General features: G+C 57.6%; 17 protein-coding genes. 15 read left to right on the top strand and 2 right to left on the bottom strand.

Annotated features, from left to right (window positions below; translation table 11 throughout):
- Positions 1-394 precede the first annotated feature (394 nt).
- From mhpA to QRN85_RS01755, 9 genes are read left to right on the top strand one after another with little or no spacing between them, the layout of a single operon-like run.
- Positions 395-2,056: a bifunctional 3-(3-hydroxy-phenyl)propionate/3-hydroxycinnamic acid hydroxylase MhpA gene (gene mhpA, locus QRN85_RS01795; RefSeq protein ID WP_284757035.1), complete on the top strand. Its 1,662-nt coding sequence runs from the start codon at positions 395-397 to the stop codon at positions 2,054-2,056.
- A 29-nt stretch (positions 2,057-2,085) separates the two neighbouring features.
- Positions 2,086-3,144 carry a maleylacetate reductase gene (locus QRN85_RS01790; RefSeq protein WP_284757241.1) on the top strand — a complete coding sequence of 353 codons (1,059 nt, stop codon included), beginning with the start codon at positions 2,086-2,088 and terminating at the stop codon, positions 3,142-3,144.
- 31 nt (positions 3,145-3,175) lie between these two features.
- Complete coding sequence (locus QRN85_RS01785; protein WP_113091913.1) at positions 3,176-4,438, top strand: ABC transporter substrate-binding protein; 1,263 nt, start codon at positions 3,176-3,178, stop codon at positions 4,436-4,438.
- Positions 4,439-4,497: 59 nt separating this feature from the next.
- Positions 4,498-5,217, top strand: coding sequence for an ABC transporter ATP-binding protein (locus QRN85_RS01780; protein WP_113091914.1), 720 nt, complete (start codon positions 4,498-4,500; stop codon positions 5,215-5,217).
- Positions 5,214-5,927, top strand: coding sequence for an ABC transporter ATP-binding protein (locus QRN85_RS01775; RefSeq protein WP_284757034.1), 714 nt, complete (start codon positions 5,214-5,216; stop codon positions 5,925-5,927). The genes QRN85_RS01780 and QRN85_RS01775 overlap by 4 nt, the downstream gene beginning before the upstream one ends.
- Positions 5,924-6,787, top strand: a complete 864-nt coding sequence (locus tag QRN85_RS01770; protein ID WP_284757033.1) for a branched-chain amino acid ABC transporter permease — start codon at positions 5,924-5,926, stop codon at positions 6,785-6,787. The genes QRN85_RS01775 and QRN85_RS01770 overlap by 4 nt, the downstream gene beginning before the upstream one ends.
- 8 nt (positions 6,788-6,795) lie before the next feature.
- Positions 6,796-7,872, top strand: coding sequence for a branched-chain amino acid ABC transporter permease (locus QRN85_RS01765; protein WP_284757032.1), 1,077 nt, complete (start codon positions 6,796-6,798; stop codon positions 7,870-7,872).
- 26 nt (positions 7,873-7,898) lie between these two features.
- On the top strand, positions 7,899-8,738 hold the full coding sequence (locus QRN85_RS01760; protein ID WP_062588281.1) for an intradiol ring-cleavage dioxygenase: 840 nt from the start codon (positions 7,899-7,901) through the stop codon (positions 8,736-8,738).
- 9 nt (positions 8,739-8,747) lie between these two features.
- A complete protein-coding gene (locus tag QRN85_RS01755) occupies positions 8,748-9,080 on the top strand; it encodes a hypothetical protein (protein WP_284757031.1) in 333 nt (110 codons plus the stop codon).
- A 117-nt stretch (positions 9,081-9,197) separates the two neighbouring features.
- Here the strand turns inward: QRN85_RS01755 and QRN85_RS01750 are convergent, their stop codons facing one another.
- Complete coding sequence (locus tag QRN85_RS01750; RefSeq protein WP_162734023.1) at positions 9,198-9,671, bottom strand: MarR family winged helix-turn-helix transcriptional regulator; 474 nt, start codon at positions 9,669-9,671, stop codon at positions 9,198-9,200.
- A 444-nt stretch (positions 9,672-10,115) separates the two neighbouring features.
- On the opposite strand from QRN85_RS01750, the gene QRN85_RS01745 reads away from it, so the two are divergent.
- The 6 genes from QRN85_RS01745 (at position 10,116) to QRN85_RS01720 (ending at position 16,517) form a co-directional block, all read left to right on the top strand.
- On the top strand, positions 10,116-10,955 hold the full coding sequence (locus QRN85_RS01745; protein ID WP_062588285.1) for a p-hydroxycinnamoyl CoA hydratase/lyase: 840 nt from the start codon (positions 10,116-10,118) through the stop codon (positions 10,953-10,955).
- Positions 10,956-10,965: 10 nt separating this feature from the next.
- A complete protein-coding gene (locus QRN85_RS01740; protein WP_284757030.1) occupies positions 10,966-13,107 on the top strand; it encodes an acetate--CoA ligase family protein in 2,142 nt (713 codons plus the stop codon).
- A 71-nt stretch (positions 13,108-13,178) separates the two neighbouring features.
- Entirely contained in the window at positions 13,179-14,624 is a 1,446-nt protein-coding gene (locus tag QRN85_RS01735) for an aldehyde dehydrogenase (protein WP_113170008.1), read from the top strand.
- Positions 14,625-14,832: 208 nt separating this feature from the next.
- Positions 14,833-15,267 (top strand): pyridoxamine 5'-phosphate oxidase family protein, encoded by a 435-nt coding sequence (locus QRN85_RS01730; protein ID WP_062588290.1) that lies wholly within the window; start codon positions 14,833-14,835, stop codon positions 15,265-15,267.
- 12 nt (positions 15,268-15,279) lie between these two features.
- A complete protein-coding gene (locus tag QRN85_RS01725) occupies positions 15,280-15,795 on the top strand; it encodes a DUF1810 domain-containing protein (RefSeq protein WP_284757028.1) in 516 nt (171 codons plus the stop codon).
- Between the two features lie 89 nt (positions 15,796-15,884).
- Complete coding sequence (locus tag QRN85_RS01720; RefSeq protein ID WP_284757026.1) at positions 15,885-16,517, top strand: hypothetical protein; 633 nt, start codon at positions 15,885-15,887, stop codon at positions 16,515-16,517.
- A gap of 10 nt (positions 16,518-16,527) precedes the next feature.
- Here QRN85_RS01720 and QRN85_RS01715 read toward each other — a convergent pair whose 3' ends face one another.
- Positions 16,528-16,812, bottom strand: coding sequence for a hypothetical protein (locus tag QRN85_RS01715; RefSeq protein WP_284757025.1), 285 nt, complete (start codon positions 16,810-16,812; stop codon positions 16,528-16,530).

The following is a 16,812-nucleotide window of genomic DNA, read 5'->3' as shown; positions in this document are numbered from 1 at the left end:
TGAAGAGCATTCAACCGTGAAATAGTCTCAAGCCTGAATTTTGCAAGAGATATGCTGCTTTGCCCTGCCAGGCAGAGGTTTTAACCGCATCACTCATATAAGCCAAACCTTAATAATGAGAGCAAAGCATTAATGAGATATTTTCTTTATTGAACACCATTCATTTTTGACGTAATGTCATTTTGCTTTTGTCAAGCAAGGAGAGAGGCTTGGCAATCTGGCAGATGACGAGGGAGCGTTGTCGGGGGGACCGCAGATAACATGAGGAATTCAGGGAAGTGATGAGCTTGCCCTGCGGCGCTCGGCGTCCTGATTTCCACGGTTACACTGTCAACACATCCGATCAGCGAACCGAAGTCCTTACGCCAGTTGCCGCGTCATAGCAGGAGGGATCATGACGTCTCGGAACAATTCACATCAACACGGCGCGGACAATTTCGATGCGGACGTCGCAATCGTCGGCGGGGGCCCCGTCGGCACGTTTCTCGCCATCCTGCTGGGCAAGGCTGGCAAGAAAGTTACGCTGGTCGAACGCTGGAGCCAGGCCTATGGCCGCCCGCGCGCGGTAACCTATGACCACGAAATTGCGCGAATTCTGGCAAGCCTTGGCATCGATTCCGAGAATGACGAGGCCATCAATTATCACGACGAACTCTATTACTGGAAAAACGCGGAGCGCGAGAACATTCACATTGTTGACTGGCAGAGCCTGTCGGCATCCGGTTGGCGCGTTCGCTACTGGTTCAACCAGCCAGAACTCGAAACGCGATTGACCAATATCGCGGCTCAGTATCCTTCCATCACGAGGATTACAGGCTTTGAGGCCATCGAGCTTCAGCAGGACAGCGACTCCGTTACACTCTCAATCAAGCGCAACCCGCTGGAGGATCAGCAAAGCTCGGAAAGCCGCCAGATCCGCGCGCGCTACCTTGTTGGAGCCGACGGCGCAAACAGCATGGTGCGTCAGTCGCTCGGCATCGAGAATGAAGACAAGGGCTACTTCTTCGACTGGCTCATTCTCGACATGTTGCCCAAGTTTGATTACGTAGCCTCCCGCCCGGGCGAACCGGCGCAGTGGCAGCTCTGCGATCCGAAGCGGCCGACAACTGTTGTGCCGGGCGGTCCCGGTCCGGTCCCCGGTGGTCCAAGACGGCGTCGCTGGGAATATATGGTCCTTCCGAACGAGGACCCCACCGAACTCGCAAAGCCCGACAATGCCTGGGAGCTGTTGAAGCCTTGGGGCCTGACACCGGAAAATGCCGAGCTGGAGCGCAGCGCGGTCTATCGTTTCCAGGCCCGCTGGGCAACGGTCTGGAACAAGGGACGCTGTGCGCTCGCGGGTGACGCTGCGCATCTGATGCCGCCTTTTGCTGGCGAAGGCCTGTGTGCGGGCATTCGCGACGCGCTTGCACTCGGCTGGCGCCTGAACGCCATTCTGGAAGGCCGTGTCCAGCCGGACATCCTCGACAGCTATTCGTCGGAGCGTATCGAGCACGCCAAATACTACATCAATTTCAGCCAGGAACTGGGCAGCATTATCTGCATCGCCGATCCTGCGCAGGCTGCAGAACGCGATGAGCGCATGAAGCGTGACCTCGTGGAGCGCAATGGAAAGCCGGTTGCCACCGACGTATGCCAGCTGGGGCCAGGCATCTGGTGTCCCGAAACGGCCCATGCGGGAGAGCTTTCCGTACAAGGCGTTGTCGAGGCAAACGGCAAGCGTGATCGGTTCGACCAGGCCGTCGGCTTCGGCTGGATGGTGGTTGGCCTCGATGCCGATCCGGCTCACGCGCTTTCCCTCGAGCAAAAGCGGTCTCTCGACCTTATCGCCGGGCACACGGTTCGTATCGGCTCGATGGGAACAGACAGCGAGGTCGTTGACGTCGAGGGAACCTACGCCCGCTGGCTGAACGGCATCGGCGCAACCTACGTGATCCTGCGGCCCGATTTCTATGTCGCTGCGACAGCCAGTTCGCCGGAAGATCTTCGTCGTCGCTTTGACGAGGTGGTTTCCCATCTTCACCTGACGGAATTGTCCGAACAGGCTGCGGCCTGAACGGCCAGAAACGGGTACCCTTGATGGATATGTCATCCTTCATCTACTCTGCCAGCCCTGCCCGCATCCTTTTTGGGTGCGGGAGCCGCACCAAACTGGCAGACGAAATTTCGAGACTGGGGCGACGCCGCGCCCTCGTGCTGGCGACGCCATTTCAGAAAGCGGATGCCGAGAAGTTGGCCTCTTCGCTTGGAGATCTTTCGGCAGGCGTTTTTGCAAAAGCCGTGATGCACACGCCGGTCGATGTGACGTCCCAGGCTTTGCTGGCCTATGAAACCTCCGGGGCTGATTGCGTCGTTTCGCTCGGCGGGGGCTCGACGATCGGGCTCGGCAAGGCGATTGCGCGTCGCAATGGCAGCGACCAGATCGTGATCGCAACCACATATGCCGGCTCGGAGGTCACCAACATCGTCGGTGAGACCGAGAACGGCCTCAAAACCACGGTGCGCGGCCCGGAAATACTGCCAGAAACGGTCATATACGATCCGGAGCTGACCTGCGGCCTGCCCGTTGCGATGAGCGTTACCAGTGGCCTCAATGCCATGGCTCATGCGGTAGAAGCTCTCTATGCGCCGGATCGCAACCCGGTGACGAGCATGATGGCGATGGAAGGCATCAGGGCCCTGAGTAGCGCCCTTCCCGACATCGTAAAAACACCGGATAATCTCGATGCGCGCTCAAAAGCACTTTATGGCTCCTGGCTGTGCGGCAGCGTTCTGGGCATGGTCTCGATGGCCCTGCACCACAAGCTTTGCCATACGATTGGCGGCAGCTTCGACATGCCCCATGCTGAAACCCATTCCGTCCTTTTGCCGCACACAACCGCCTATACCGAGCAGGCAGCGCCGGAGCTTTTGAAGCCGGTTGCCGACCTTTTCGGCAAGCCATCGGCCGGTGTCGGGCTTTTCGACTTTGCCGCCAGCCTTGGCGCGCCGCTCAGCCTTTCCAGCCTTGGCTTTTCCGAAGCCAACATTGAAAGGGCTGCGGAATTGGCACTGGTGAACACCTATTACAATCCACGGCCAATCGAGCTGGACGGCATCAAGACCTTGATCCGCACGGCTTGGGAGGGGACCAGGCCGCTATAATTTCATCATCTATTCTGTGGGAGGAAACGAGATGCTGACCAGACGTACTCTATTGCAGGCGACGGCCGCAACGGCCGCCAGTTTTGCCATGCCCGCCCGGGCAAGCAACACGACAATCAAGATCGGCTATGTGTCGCCACAAAGCGGCCCGCTCTCGGCCTTTTCGCAGGCCGATGCGTACATGGTCTCGCGTTTTCTGGAGTCGACCAAAGCGTCCGGCCTCGATATCGAGGTCGTAGTCAAGGATAGCCAGTCCAACCCCAACCGGGCGGCGGAAGTGGCAAAGGAACTGATCAGCCGCGACGAGGTCAATCTGATCCTTGTCGCCTCGACGCCTGAGACGACCAATCCGGTCTGCAGCGTGGCTGAATCGGAAGAAATTCCCGTCATTTCGTCCGTCGCGCCTTGGCAGCCATGGTTCATCGGTCAGCAGGGAAATCCGCTCGATGCCAGTGGCTGGAAGCCGTTCGACTTCGTCTACCATTTCTTCTGGGGGCTTGAAGACAATGTCTCCGTGTTCCTGAACATGTGGGAAAGCTTGAACACCAACAAGCAGGTCGGTGCGCTTTGGCCAAATGACGGCGATGGCAATGCCTGGGCTTCGGATGTGGGAATGCCGCCAGCTCTCGGCAAACCCGGCTACAAGCTGACCGATACCGGCCGCTACCAGAACCTGACGGACGATTTCTCCGCACAGATTAATGCTTTCAAGCAAGCCAATTGCGAGATTGTAACGGGTATTCCCATTCCTCCGGACTTCACCACCTTCTGGACGCAGGCCGCTCAGCAGGGATACAAGCCAAAAATCGCCTCCATTGCCAAAGCCCTGCTTTTCCCCGAAAGCATCGTCGCCCTTGGTGATCGCGGTCACAACCTGTCGGCGGAGGTCTACTGGTCGCCCAAGTTCCCGTTCAAGTCATCGCTGACGGGAGAAAGCTGTGACGATCTCGCAGCGGCGTTTTCCGCAGCTTCGAAGCGGCAGTGGACCCAGCCGGTCGGCTTTACGCATGCCCTTTTCGAGATCGCTGCCGATGTGCTGAAGAGGGCCTCTGACCCCACTGACAGCGAGGCTTTGGTCGAGGCAATCGGCGCTACAAATCTCAACACTGTCGTTGGCAATATCGGCTGGGGCAAGGACAACGTGCCGCCTTTCGCCCGGAAGAATGTTGCAAAGACACCACTGGTGGGAGGCCAATGGCGCCGCCAGACAGATGGCACCTTCGATCTCGTCATCGTCGACAATTCAAGGGCACCGGAAATCCCAACGGGCGGCAAGCTTGAAGCACTGAACTGAACCGACGGCATCCCGGCCTCGCCCGGAATGCCAAACCTTAAACCACGACGGACAATGTCATGCCGATACTCTCGCTCAACGCGGTGTCGAAGTCCTTTGGCGCGCTCAAGGTCACAGATAATGTTTCCTTCGAACTCGCCAAGGGCGAAGCTCTCGGCGTCATTGGCCCGAACGGGGCCGGGAAATCGACGCTCTTTAATTTGATTACCGGCAACATTGCGGCGGACAGCGGTCAAATCCTGCTGGAAGGCCGCAACATCACAGCCGTTTCGGCGATGGATCGCTGCAAGGCAGGCATTGGCCGCTCCTTTCAGATCCCGCAGCCTTTTAGCGGATTGTCCGTGTTCGAAAACCTTCTGGTCGCCGCCCGCTTTGGTGGCGCCATGACGGCTGCGGACGCTGCGGATTTCTGCATGGAGCTTCTGTCTCGCACCGGATTGGAGCCTCAGGCAGATTGTCTTGCGGGCAGCCTTCCGCTGCTGAGCAGAAAGCGGTTGGAACTTGCCCGCGCCATGGCCACGCGACCCAAAATTCTTCTACTCGATGAGATTGCGGGTGGCCTGACGGAAGGTGAGTGCGATGAACTCGTCAAGACTATCAAGGACATAAACCAGCAAGGCGCATCGATCATATGGATCGAGCACGTGCTGCACGCCTTGACACATGTCGTCAGCCGCCTTGTCGTTCTCAACTTCGGACAGGTCCTGATGGTTGGAGAACCTGACCGGGTGATGGCATCGCCACAGGTGCGGGAGATCTATCTGGGGATCGAAGCATGACCCAGCCCCTGCTTTCGATTTCAGCCCTGACGGCGGGCTACGGCGACTTTCAGGCGCTTTTCGGCGTCGACCTTGCCCTCAACTCCGGGGAGACCGTGGCCATTATCGGCGCGAACGGCGCAGGCAAGACGACGCTGATGCGAACCGTCACCGGCATTGTCAGGGCATCCGCCGGGGCGATTGTTCTGGACGGCGCACCGGTCCACACGAAAGCGGCGCCCGATATTCTCGAAATGGGAATTGCAACGGTGCCGGAGGGACGCAAGCTCTTTCCCTCTCTTTCCGTGGAGGAAAATCTGCTGATAGGCGCGCATGTGCGCAAGGTGAAGGGGCCATGGTCGCTGGAGGCGATCTATGAATTGTTCCCGATCCTGAAGGAACGGCGCCATCAACCCGGCACAGCGCTTTCCGGTGGACAACAGCAGATGGTGGCCGTGGGACGGGCACTGATGAGCAATCCGCGCGTCCTGCTCTGTGACGAGCTGTCACTTGGTCTGGCACCGGTCGTCATCCGCGATATCTACGCCGCTCTCCCGAAGATCAAGGCATCGGGTGCGTCGATCATCATCGTTGAGCAGGACATAGGGCAGGCCCTCAAGGTCGCGGATCGAATCTACTGCATGATGGAAGGCCGGATCACGCTCGAAGGCGCGCCAGACAGCCTTTCTCGATCCGCCATCCACGACGCCTATTTCGGAGTAAGAGCATGATATGGCTGGATACGATCATGCAGGGCATTCTGCTCGGTGGCCTCTATGCCCTGTTTGCGGCGGGGCTAAGCCTTGTCTTTGGCATCATGCGGCTCGTCAATCTTGCTCATGGCGATCTCATCGTTCTCGCCGCTTATCTTGTCTTGGTGATCGCAACGGCCCTCGGCCTCAACCCCTTTGCTGCGGCGCTAATCGCACTGCCGATCATGTTTGCCATCGGCTGGCTGCTGCAAAGCCTGCTCTTCAACCGCGTTCTGGATGATGGTATATTGCCGCCTCTGCTGGTGACTTTCGGTCTCTCCGTCGTCATTCAGAATGGGTTGCTCGAAAGCTTTTCCGCCGATAGCCGCAAACTTTCCGCAGGCACCATAGAAGCCAGTTCCGTATCCGTGGGTCCGGTATCGCTTGGCATAACACCGTTGATGACGTTGGGTTCGGCGGTCATCATCATCTGGCTGCTGAACCAGCTATTCTACCGGACGGCGCTGGGGCGCGCATTTCGCGCGACATCCGACGATGCCGTGACGGTTCAGTTGATGGGCATTCGTCCAAAGAAGATTTTCGCCATCGCAACTGGCATTGCCATGGTCGTTGCGACAATTGCCGCTTTGTATCTCGGTATTCGCGCCAATTTTGATCCGTCGATTGGACCGGCGCGGCTGCTTTATGCGTTCGAAGCGGTCATCATCGGTGGTCTTGGAAGTCTCTGGGGAACGCTGATCGGCGGCATCGTAATCGGGCTTGCCCAATCATTCGGCGCGGCGGTCAATCCGGAGTGGCAAATTCTCGCCGGCCACATCGCCTTTGCCGTCATTCTCATTGTCCGTCCACGCGGCCTGTTTCCAAGGGCGACAGATTAAGGTTCATCATGCTTCCGTCCCCAAAATCCGTTGGTCGCTTCACCCTTTGTCTGGCCGCAATCGCCATGGGTTTGGCATTGGTGGCAGCACCGTTCTTTACATCGCGCGCCATTATTCAGGACATGTTCGGATTATTGACACTGCTGATCCTGGCAATGAACTGGAACATGCTGGCTGGTTTCGCAGGTCTTGTTTCGGTGGGGCAGCAAGCCTTTGTGGGTGTGGGCGCCTATGTAATGTTCGCTGCCATCATCCTGTTCGATCTCGATCCATTGCTCGCCATCGGCATAGGCGGGCTGGGCGCGATGGCTCTTTCCGTCCCCATGGCATTTTTCGCCTTCCGGCTGAACGGCGCGTATTTTGCGATCGGCACCTGGGTTGTCGCCGATATCGCGAGACTGGTCGCAGGACAGATCAAGGCGCTGGGTGGCGGAACGGGAACCTCGCTGCCCAAGGGAACTTCGAAGGAGATGATCGGTGTCGACCACATCCAGGCATTGATGAAGATTTCCGGCGCGGCGGCAGCCGATGCGCTGGTCTACTGGCTGGCGCTGGCGTTGGCGGCATGCACGCTGTTCGCATCCTATCTTTTCCTGCGCTCGCGCATGGGGCTTGGACTGCAGGCCATCCGCGACAACAGCGCCGCGGCGCGGTCAGTCGGCGTCGATCCCTTGCGCCTGCAACTGGCTGTCTTCGTCCTTTGCGCGCTTGGCACGGGAATCTGCGGCGGCCTCATGTTTCTTCAGATTACCCGTATCACGCCGGATGCCGCCTTCTCCGTCATCGATTGGACGGCCTTCGTTATCTTCATCGTGGTCATTGGCGGCTTGGGCACCCTTCCAGGCCCCATCGTGGGTGCCGTCATTTTCTACGCGCTGCAGCGGGCATTTGCCGATTACGGCACTGTCTACCTGATCCTGCTTGGCGCAGTCGGCATCGGCACCATGCTGTTTGCCCGTAAGGGCGTGTGGGGCACGCTCGCCAGCCGCTTCGGTATCGACATACTACCGTTGCGACACCGTGCGCCAAAACGGACGGCAGCGTCCCCGCGCCCGCGAGCGACCTCTGTCACCGCTTCCCACTGAATTTGTAATCAAGAAAGGATTGCTGCATGTCCCAGTATTTCTCCGAGGAAAACTCCGTCGAGACCGTCAATGCCCGCATGGGCCCCTCGACCGACCCACGTGTCGCTGAAGTCATGACCTGTCTGGTAAGGCATCTCCATGCCTTCGCCAAGGAGATCAATCTGACGCAAGCCGAGTGGGAGTTCGGCATCGATTTTCTAACCAAGGTCGGGAAGATTTGCTCGGACGAGCGGCAGGAGTTCATCCTTCTTTCTGACACGCTTGGCCTGTCCATGCTTGTGGACGCCATCAACAATCGTCGCCCCTCGGGTGCGACTGAAAATACGGTTCTTGGGCCCTTCCATGTTGCCAACGCGCCGGTAAGGCAGATGGGCGACGTCATCACGCTGGATGGAAAGGGTGAAACATGCCTGTTTGAAGGCATGGTGACCGACCTTGACGGAAATCCCGTTGCAGGCGCGACCATCGATGTGTGGTCTGACAATGCCGATGGTTTCTACGATGTTCAGCAACCCGGCATTCAGCCAAAATGGAACAATCGCGGCATCTTCGTCACAGGTGAAGACGGACGCTACTCCTTCATCGGCATCAAGCCTGTTTCCTATCCCATTCCAGACGACGGACCCGTGGGCAAAATGCTGGAACACCTTGGCCGCCATCCATACCGCCCGGCACATATGCATTACATCGTCACAGCACCCGGCTTTCAGACGGTCGTTACGCACACATTCGTCGGTGATGACCAATACATCTCCTCCGACGCCGTTTTTGGCGTGAAGGACACTCTGGTTGCACCATTTGAGAAAGCGACCAATGGCCCCGCAGTCTGGCGCTCCCCGTTCAACTTCAAACTCAATGCTGCGTAAGGTGCATTCATGCCAATCTTGAAAATCCACATCGACTTCGACCGGCATCCAAAGGCGACAGCCGCGATCCGTGGCGCGCTGGAGCCTCTCCGCGCCACGCTGTGTCGTGAACTGGCTGTCGATGTCTCCGCCTGCCAGATTTCGGTCATCAATATTTTCGGGCTGGACGATCAACCTCAGGTCAATACGGAAATGTTTCTGCTGCCACGCCCCGAGCGGACACGGGAAAGGATTACCGAGGTCTGCAAGCTGATCCAGAAAACCATGTCTGAAACCACGGGGCTGCATGTTGCCGTACGCTCCAACATGCTGGACCCGCAGACCTATGTGGCGGTGAAGTAAGACGCAGCCCGGCTCCGGGGCGATATCGCTCTCACGCCCCCGCTAATGATAAGACGCAACGACCCATCTCGTGCAACAACCCCGCGGGAAGCCTGTTCCCGCGGGGCTTTTCGTGTCTTACGACTTGCCCTGGTAAATTTTGCGCAGAATTTTCAGAAGCGCTGTCGTATCGGCAGCTGTCAGGCTCGAAAAAACATCCTTTTCATGCTGCTTGATCAGCCTGCTGGCCTCGGCATGGTTCTGCAGCCCAAGCGGTGTGAGGGTCAGCTTCTGGCGCCTCTTGTCATCGGAGGACTGTCGGCGCTCGATGAAGCCTCGCTGATCCAGCTTTTCCACAAGCGCCATCATTGTCGCCCTGTCGGTGTCCAGCGCCTGTGCAATATCGATCTGGGAAACATCGGGGTTGCTGAAAATGATCTCAAGGACCGAGAACTGCTTCTGCGTAATCTCAAGCTCTGCAAGCGCCTTGCTGAAGTCCCTGTAGACCGCCAGCTGAGCCAGCGTGATGTGGAAACCGATGAGATCGTTGAGACTTCCCAGATCAACGCCTTCACCGCTTCTGGTGCTTTCGATGTTCGAGGCTCTGGCCACTATCTTCATTCCTTCCATCGTCACCGGAGAACGCCCGGTGCGCTTTGATACAGTCAAAGCTAATGGAATCAAACCGCTTGATTCCTTGAAAATAATTAGTACGTATTGCATACATTATTTGTACGTGCTACGTACTATTATCTGAGGAAAATTGTTTGTCGACCTTGAGGAGGGATCTGCAAACCCAGCCTTATATAATCCACTTTACAGCCGCCCGGGCAGACGCCACAGCGACGCGAGCGCATCGAATGAGCGCCGCGGCCGTCACGTGCCTTTCCCTTCGGCTTTGATTTCAATGTGCCCCACCAAGATTTGGGGCGGCCTTATTGTACCGGATCTGCCCTCCCACTGATTTTGCCTGCACTCAACAGATGCCGGCATTGCGCCAGGCCCGGATGCCGTAACGGCCAGAATTTCAAGAACATTCAACAGCAGGATACAACAATGGTAACCGAACGCTCCGAAAAAGATACCGTCGCATTTTCCGTCGAAAACGGTATCGCTTGGGTCAGCTTTAACCGCCCGGAAAAGCGCAACTGCATGAGCCCGAAGCTCAATCGCCGCATGATGGAGGTTCTGGACGAGCTTGAGCATCGCGAGGACGTGGGCGTTCTGGTTCTCACGGGTGAAGGCACTGCATGGTCTGCCGGTATGGATCTGAAGGAGTACTTCAGAGAGACCGAAGCACAGGGGTTGCAGGGCACGCGCAAGGCCCAGCGGGAGAGCTACGGTTGGTGGCGTCGTCTGCGCTGGTACCAGAAGCCAACCATTGCGATGGTGAACGGCTGGTGCTTCGGTGGCGGCTACGGTCCTCTCTTTGCCTGCGATCTCGCATTTTCGGCAGACGAAGCACAGTTCGGCCTGAGTGAAATCAACTGGGGCATTCTCCCCGGCGGCGGCGCTGCAAAGGTCGCGGTTGAACTCACATCATTCCGCAACGCCATGTACCATGCGCTCATGGGTGAAAACGTCGATGGCAAGACCGCAGCAAGCTGGGGCTTCGTAAACGAATCTGTGCCGCTCGCCCAATTGCGGACACGCGTGACCGAGGTTGCCAATGTTCTCCTCAAGAAGAACACACATGCCTTGAAGGCGACAAAGGATGCGATCCGTCGCGTGCGCGAAATGACCTACGACAATGCCGAGGATTACCTGATCCGCGCGCAGGAAGCAGCCAACAGCTTCGATAATGAGGGGCGCAAGGAAGGCATCAAGCAGTTCATTGATGACAAGACCTACAAGCCGGGTCTGGGCGCTTACGACAAATCGAAGCACGGCGGCTGAGGAGAGGCCCATGACACGCCAGAATCACGCTGACGTCCGGTCACGGGCGGCCATGGAACGCTTGTTGCGTCCGGGATCTGTCGCCATTGTCGGCGCTTCCGACAAGCCGGGCGCACTCGGCGCCTCGGTCCTCACAAATCTTGAGCGCAATGGGTTCAAGGGAGACATCCATCTCATCAACCCGAAACGGGCCGAGATTGGCGGCAGGCCGTGCCTGCCATCCATCGACGATCTGCCTGAAGGCGTCGATGCCGCCGTCCTCGCCATTCCACGCGGCGCGGTTCTGGAATCCGTGACGGCGCTCGCGCGCCGTCGTGTCGGCTCGGTTGTCATCTTCTCCGCCGGTTTTGCCGAAGGCGGTGAAGAGGGGTTGGCCGAGCAGCGCGAGATCAGCCGGATCGCCGCTGAGGTCGGCATGGTGGTTGAAGGACCGAATTGCCTGGGAATGGTCAATCATATCGATCACATTCCCCTCACCTTCATCGAAACGCAGACCAAGTCTCTCGATGGCCGGGCGGGCGTCGCAATCGTGTCTCAAAGCGGCGCCATGGCAGCCGTGCTCGGCGTGACATTTGCAAGCCGTGATCTTGGCATTTCCTACTCGGTTTCGACCGGCAATGAGGCCGGCAGCGGCGTCGAAGATTATGTCGAGTATCTACTTGAAGACCCATCGACATCGGTGATGGCGCTGATTGTCGAGCAGTTCCGTCAGCCGTCGCGCTTCCTTGCAGCCGCACGCAAGGCCCGTGAAAAGAGAAAGCGGATTGTTCTCCTTCATCCCGGCAAGAGCAGCGCTGCGCGTGAGTCTGCTGCTACCCATACGGGCGCGATGACGGGCGACTACCAGGTCATGCGTGTTCACGTCGAGCGGGCGGGCGTCATCTTTGCAGAAACCCTGGAAGAGCTGGGCGATATCACCGAAATCCTGCTTCGCTGCAAGCAGATACCGTCCGAAGGACCGGCAATCATGGGCGAGTCCGGTGCGTTCAAGGCGCTGATGCTCGATCATTGCGAGGAAATTGGCCTTGCCTTGCCAGCCATCGATGACACCAATGCGCCCGAGCTGCGCGCTACCCTGCCAGCCTTTGTCGGCGTCAGCAACCCGCTCGATATTACCGCACAGGGCCTTGTCGAACCGGACCTCTACGAGAGAACACTCACGTCTCTCCTGCACGACGACCGGTTTGGCAGCGTTGTCGCCTGCATCATTCAGACGGACCCTGTCACATCTGGCATCAAGCTGCCGCCCATCCTCAAAGCCGTCGAAAACAGCACTTCGCAGAAACCGCTCATCTTTGCCGGTCTGGATGAAGGCGCCCCCTTCCCAGCAGAATATATTGAACGTTTGCGGGCGCATGGCATACCCTATTTCCCATCGACAGAGCGCGCCTTCAGGGCTTTGAAGCGGATTGGCGATTTCGCGAAGCGAGATTTCACCCCGGCAAGCGGTCAGCAGTTGACGGATATCGGCATCTCGACTGTCGAAGGTGTTATCCCCGAATACCGGGCCAAAGAGCTTCTCGCACCCTGCGGCATTCCCTTCCCCAAGGGACATTTCGTGACCTCGCTGGATGAAGCCCTTGCTGTGGCACAGGAGGTCGGTTACCCGCTGGTCCTCAAGGCCCAGTCTGCGGATCTCAGCCACAAGAGCGATGCCGGCGGCGTCATTCTCAAACTGGCGGATGCGGAGGCTCTGAAAGAGGGCTGGCAACGTCTGCAAGGCAACATTGCCCATCATCGCCCGGGCCTGGTGCTGGATGGCGTGCTGCTGGAGCACATGGGAAAATCCGGCGTCGAACTCATTGTCGGCGCTCGCAACGACCCGGACTGGGGACCCGTCATCCTCGCAGGCTTTGGCGGCGTAACGGCGGAAATCCATCAGGATGTTCGCCTGCTGCCTCCCGATCTGACAGTCGATGCCATCATCGCAGAGTTGAACCAGTTGAAGGCGGCAGAGCTGCTGCATGGTTTCCGTGGCTCGCCAGCACTGGATATCAAGGCGGCGGCAGACATCATCTCGCATATTGGCGGGCTGCTTCTGGCCAATCCTTCCATCTCGGAAATCGACCTCAATCCGGTCGTGCTTTATCCCGAGAGCGAGGGAGCAGTCGCGCTCGACGCGCTCATATTCAACAGTCCGTCACATCAATAACAAACCATTCGAAGGCAACGGAATATTACTATAATCAACTGTTGCCGGGGTGAGGAAAAGAGGAGACCGTTATGAATATTTCCCTTCTGATTAATGGCGTTTCACGCGCTGCCGCAAGCGGTCGGACCTATGACAGGCTGGACCCTTTCACGCAGAAGCTGGCCACACGTGCCGCAGCAGCTGGCATCGAGGATGTCAATGCTGCGGTAGAAGCAGCCTCCGCAGCGTTTCCAGAGTGGTCCAAGACAGGCCCCTTGCAGCGCCGCGCGCTGTTGTTGAAGGCCGCCGACATTCTGGCTTCCAAGGTCGCGGAATTTACGACCCTCATGATCGAGGAAACCGGCGCAACCGGGCCTTGGGCGGGTTTCAACGTCATGCTCGCGGCCAATGTTCTGCGTGAAGCGGCTTCCATGACAACCCAGATCACGGGTGAAGTCATTCCGTCCGACAAGCCTGGTACGCTGGCCATGGGCATTCGCCAGGCAGCGGGCGTCTGCCTTGCCATTGCGCCGTGGAATGCACCGGTCATTCTCGCCACACGCGCAATTGCAATGCCCATCGCCTGTGGCAATACCGTCATCCTCAAGGCATCAGAGCAGTGCCCCGGCACCCATAGCCTGATCGGCGCAGCACTGGTTGAAGCGGGCCTTCCTGCTGGCGTGATCAACGTCATCACCAATGCGCCGGAAGATGCGGGCGATATTGTCGCTGCCCTGATTGCTCATCCGGCAGTCCGCCGCGTCAACTTCACCGGTTCGACAAAGGTCGGAAAGATCATCGCGAAGCTGTGCGGCGAGCATATCAAGCCTGCATTGCTGGAACTTGGCGGCAAGGCACCGTTGATCGTCCTTGACGATGCCGACATCGATGGCGCCGTCAATGCTGCAATCTTCGGAGCCTTCATGCATCAGGGACAGATCTGCATGTCGACCGAACGGATCATCGTGCAGGACGCGATTGCCGATGAGTTCGTGGCGAAGCTGGCCGCACGTGCCTCGCAGCTTCCCGCCGGAGACCCTCGTGGCCATGTCGTGCTGGGCTCTCTCATCAGCTCCGAAGCCGCTGATAGAATGGAAAGCCTCATCGCCGACGCGACCGCGAAAGGTGCCAAGCTTGTAGCTGGCGGAAAACGCACCGGCACCGTGGTAGAGGCAACGCTTCTCGATCACGTGAAGCCCGATATGAAGGTCTACTCGGACGAATCCTTTGGCCCGGTAAAGCCAATCATCCGCGTTTCCAATGATGAGGAAGCTTTGCGGGTTGCCAATGATACCGAATACGGCCTTTCGTCGGCCATCTTCAGCCAAAACATCAAGCGGGCGATGGAGATGTCTGCGCGCATCGAGTCGGGCATTTGCCATATCAATGGCCCGACCCTGCACGACGAAGCGCAAATGCCATTCGGCGGCGTAAAGCAAAGTGGCTATGGCCGTTTCGGCGGCAAGGCAGCGATTGCAGAATTTACCGACCTGCGTTGGATCACGGTTGAGGATCCAGGCCAGCACTACCCATTCTAAGCGTTCTCCCCACCCGCAAGGGTGTTTCCACGAAAGACACTTGGGCGATCGCCTGAGTGTCTTTTGCGTTTCAGCCCGGGCTTCGACACTTTTTCAGCGAGCAGGTGCCGGATGACCGCCTTCCATCGGAAACGCGGATTGCTGCCTCGGAACCATTGGTTCTGCCAGCAGTTGGACAGACTTCATCCTCGCAACATGCGGAGCGCATATGTCTGACCTCAGTCTGAAAGACCTTTCCAAGAAAATGGCGAAGCTTGACTTCGCGATGTTGAACACAAGATCGTCCGTAAACGGACTGACTGCACGGCCGATGAGCAACAATGGCGATGTTGAATATGATGGCGACAGCTATTTCTTCGCCTATGGCTCATCAAACAAAGTCAGCGAAATCAGGTCTGATAACAACGTAAGTCTCACCTATACCGGAGCGGTTGGCATGCTGGGCGGGTCACCGCTTTTCATCACGGTCGAGGGCAATGCTTCTCTCATTGATGACAAGTCGCAGTTCGAAGAGCACTGGACGAAGGATCTGGACCGTTATTTCCCGGAAGGCATCGATACGCCCGACATCGTCATGATCGCCGTCAGGGCTAAAAACATACGCTATTGGGATGGCGCAGACGAGGGTTCCATTTCGCTCTGACCGGGCAGATGCATGGTTTACCAGTCCGGGCCGATGTCTGACACATCGGCTCGGTGTCGTTCTACACAACTGTTCTCCTTGGAGGAACGCCGGGTGATAAAAGATAGCCCAGCATCTGATTTACACCGGTTTACCCAGGCGCAGGATGCTGTCTTTGAAACAGTCCTGCAGGAACTGACAGACGGGAAGAAAAGAACGCACTGGATGTGGTTCATCTTCCCCCAGATTGCCGGGCTCGGTTCATCGTCAATGGCACAAATCTACTCCATCGGTTCCGAGGCCGAAGCGCGCTCCTACCTAAACCACCAGGTTCTGGGTGACCGGTTAAAGAACTGCGTCAGCATCGTGATGGGTCACAAAGACAAGACGGCGCACGAAATTTTCGGGTCGCCCGACGATTTGAAGTTTCGCTCCTGTCTTACACTCTTTGACGCCATCAGCCCTGATGGCAACCTGTTCGAAGAGGCATTGAAGCGCTTCTATGGTGGTCAACCGGATGAAAAGACCATATCCTTGTTGAACAGGTGATATCGGGAGTTATCGCATTCCGGTCCGATCAAACAAAGCCTCGTGGCGTTTATTGAAACGCAGCCACGCGCCACCCATGTGTTCAAGCGATGCCGAAACAAAAGAAAAACGATCACGTCGAGATCATCAAGACTTGGCAGCTTCCTGCATCGGCGACGCTCGGCTCAGCGGTACGAGCGCACGGCCTGCTGCTGGAGCTTAGGGCGAAGGTGCCACTGGCCTATAAAAAATTACTGACCAGCGATGGCACGACGCTGAGCCTCATCATGCCGGAAGCGGAAAAAGCGGCTTTCAACGCCGTGTCTTCAATTGTCTCGAAATGCCTTGAAAAGATCGAAGACCTGCCGGTTATCCCCAGAGAGATACAGGATATTCTGACAATCTCCGCAACCGAAAGGCACCGCTGGCTTGCCGATGGCAGATTGCCGAGTGCTGGCACGCGGACAGTAAAATTGCGAGGAAGGGCGAAGAAGATAACCTTCCATGTCTTCGACCCGAAAATGGTGGTGGGCTTGCTCGATAGCGGCATCATTGAAGATTGGCGCGAGGACGATGCCGCCGCTGCGAAGGAAAACAGGAGACGCGCTGCCTACAAGGCAAAGCTGACGCGCTCTCTCAAAGGCGCCAAGACAAAGGCCAAGTCAAAAGACGCTTCCGCAGACAAGCCAGACGCAGATCTGCGCGGCTGGGAAGATTTCAGCGCGGAAGGCTTTTTGCGCTGATGCCTTGAGCCTAATCGGCGACAAAACCGAGCATGAATGCCACAATCTTTTCGGAAGACATTTCGCAGGGTTTTAGCACACTGCCTCCAGAGCTCAGCCGATAGATATTGAAGCTCACAATATCCGTGCCAGCCAGATCCTCCGCAAACAACCATATACGTCTGCCATCATCGGAACGCCTGACTGTAACGCCCCAGACCGAACCATCAAAGGTTCCGCGTATGTAGCCGTCCGGAAAGCGAGACAGCGCTTGCAGCACCTCCCAAGCAGCCTTGTCTCCGGATGCATCCGGCAT

Source organism: Agrobacterium sp. fls2-241-TYG-188a, assembly GCF_030209845.1.
The sequence above is the reverse complement of the archived record's forward strand: the minus strand, read 5'-3'. Positions and strand labels throughout refer to the sequence as shown.

Excerpts from the sequence above, each read along its gene's own strand:
- QRN85_RS01765 (WP_284757032.1), top strand. The coding sequence starts at position 6,796 with ATGCTTCCGTCCCCAAAATCCGTTGGTCGCTTCACCCTTTGTCTGGCC.
- QRN85_RS01720 (WP_284757026.1), top strand. The coding sequence starts at position 15,885 with ATGCCGAAACAAAAGAAAAACGATCACGTCGAGATCATCAAGACTTGG.
- QRN85_RS01755 (WP_284757031.1), top strand. The coding sequence starts at position 8,748 with ATGCCAATCTTGAAAATCCACATCGACTTCGACCGGCATCCAAAGGCG.
- QRN85_RS01715 (WP_284757025.1), bottom strand. The coding sequence starts at position 16,812 with ATGCCGGATGCATCCGGAGACAAGGCTGCTTGGGAGGTGCTGCAAGCG.
- QRN85_RS01760 (WP_062588281.1), top strand. The coding sequence starts at position 7,899 with ATGTCCCAGTATTTCTCCGAGGAAAACTCCGTCGAGACCGTCAATGCC.
- QRN85_RS01725 (WP_284757028.1), top strand. The coding sequence starts at position 15,280 with ATGGTTTACCAGTCCGGGCCGATGTCTGACACATCGGCTCGGTGTCGT.
- QRN85_RS01740 (WP_284757030.1), top strand. The coding sequence starts at position 10,966 with ATGACACGCCAGAATCACGCTGACGTCCGGTCACGGGCGGCCATGGAA.
- QRN85_RS01730 (WP_062588290.1), top strand. The coding sequence starts at position 14,833 with ATGTCTGACCTCAGTCTGAAAGACCTTTCCAAGAAAATGGCGAAGCTT.
- QRN85_RS01775 (WP_284757034.1), top strand. The coding sequence starts at position 5,214 with ATGACCCAGCCCCTGCTTTCGATTTCAGCCCTGACGGCGGGCTACGGC.
- mhpA (WP_284757035.1), top strand. The coding sequence starts at position 395 with ATGACGTCTCGGAACAATTCACATCAACACGGCGCGGACAATTTCGAT.
- QRN85_RS01770 (WP_284757033.1), top strand. The coding sequence starts at position 5,924 with ATGATATGGCTGGATACGATCATGCAGGGCATTCTGCTCGGTGGCCTC.
- QRN85_RS01735 (WP_113170008.1), top strand. The coding sequence starts at position 13,179 with ATGAATATTTCCCTTCTGATTAATGGCGTTTCACGCGCTGCCGCAAGC.
- QRN85_RS01780 (WP_113091914.1), top strand. The coding sequence starts at position 4,498 with ATGCCGATACTCTCGCTCAACGCGGTGTCGAAGTCCTTTGGCGCGCTC.
- QRN85_RS01790 (WP_284757241.1), top strand. The coding sequence starts at position 2,086 with ATGTCATCCTTCATCTACTCTGCCAGCCCTGCCCGCATCCTTTTTGGG.
- QRN85_RS01785 (WP_113091913.1), top strand. The coding sequence starts at position 3,176 with ATGCTGACCAGACGTACTCTATTGCAGGCGACGGCCGCAACGGCCGCC.
- QRN85_RS01745 (WP_062588285.1), top strand. The coding sequence starts at position 10,116 with ATGGTAACCGAACGCTCCGAAAAAGATACCGTCGCATTTTCCGTCGAA.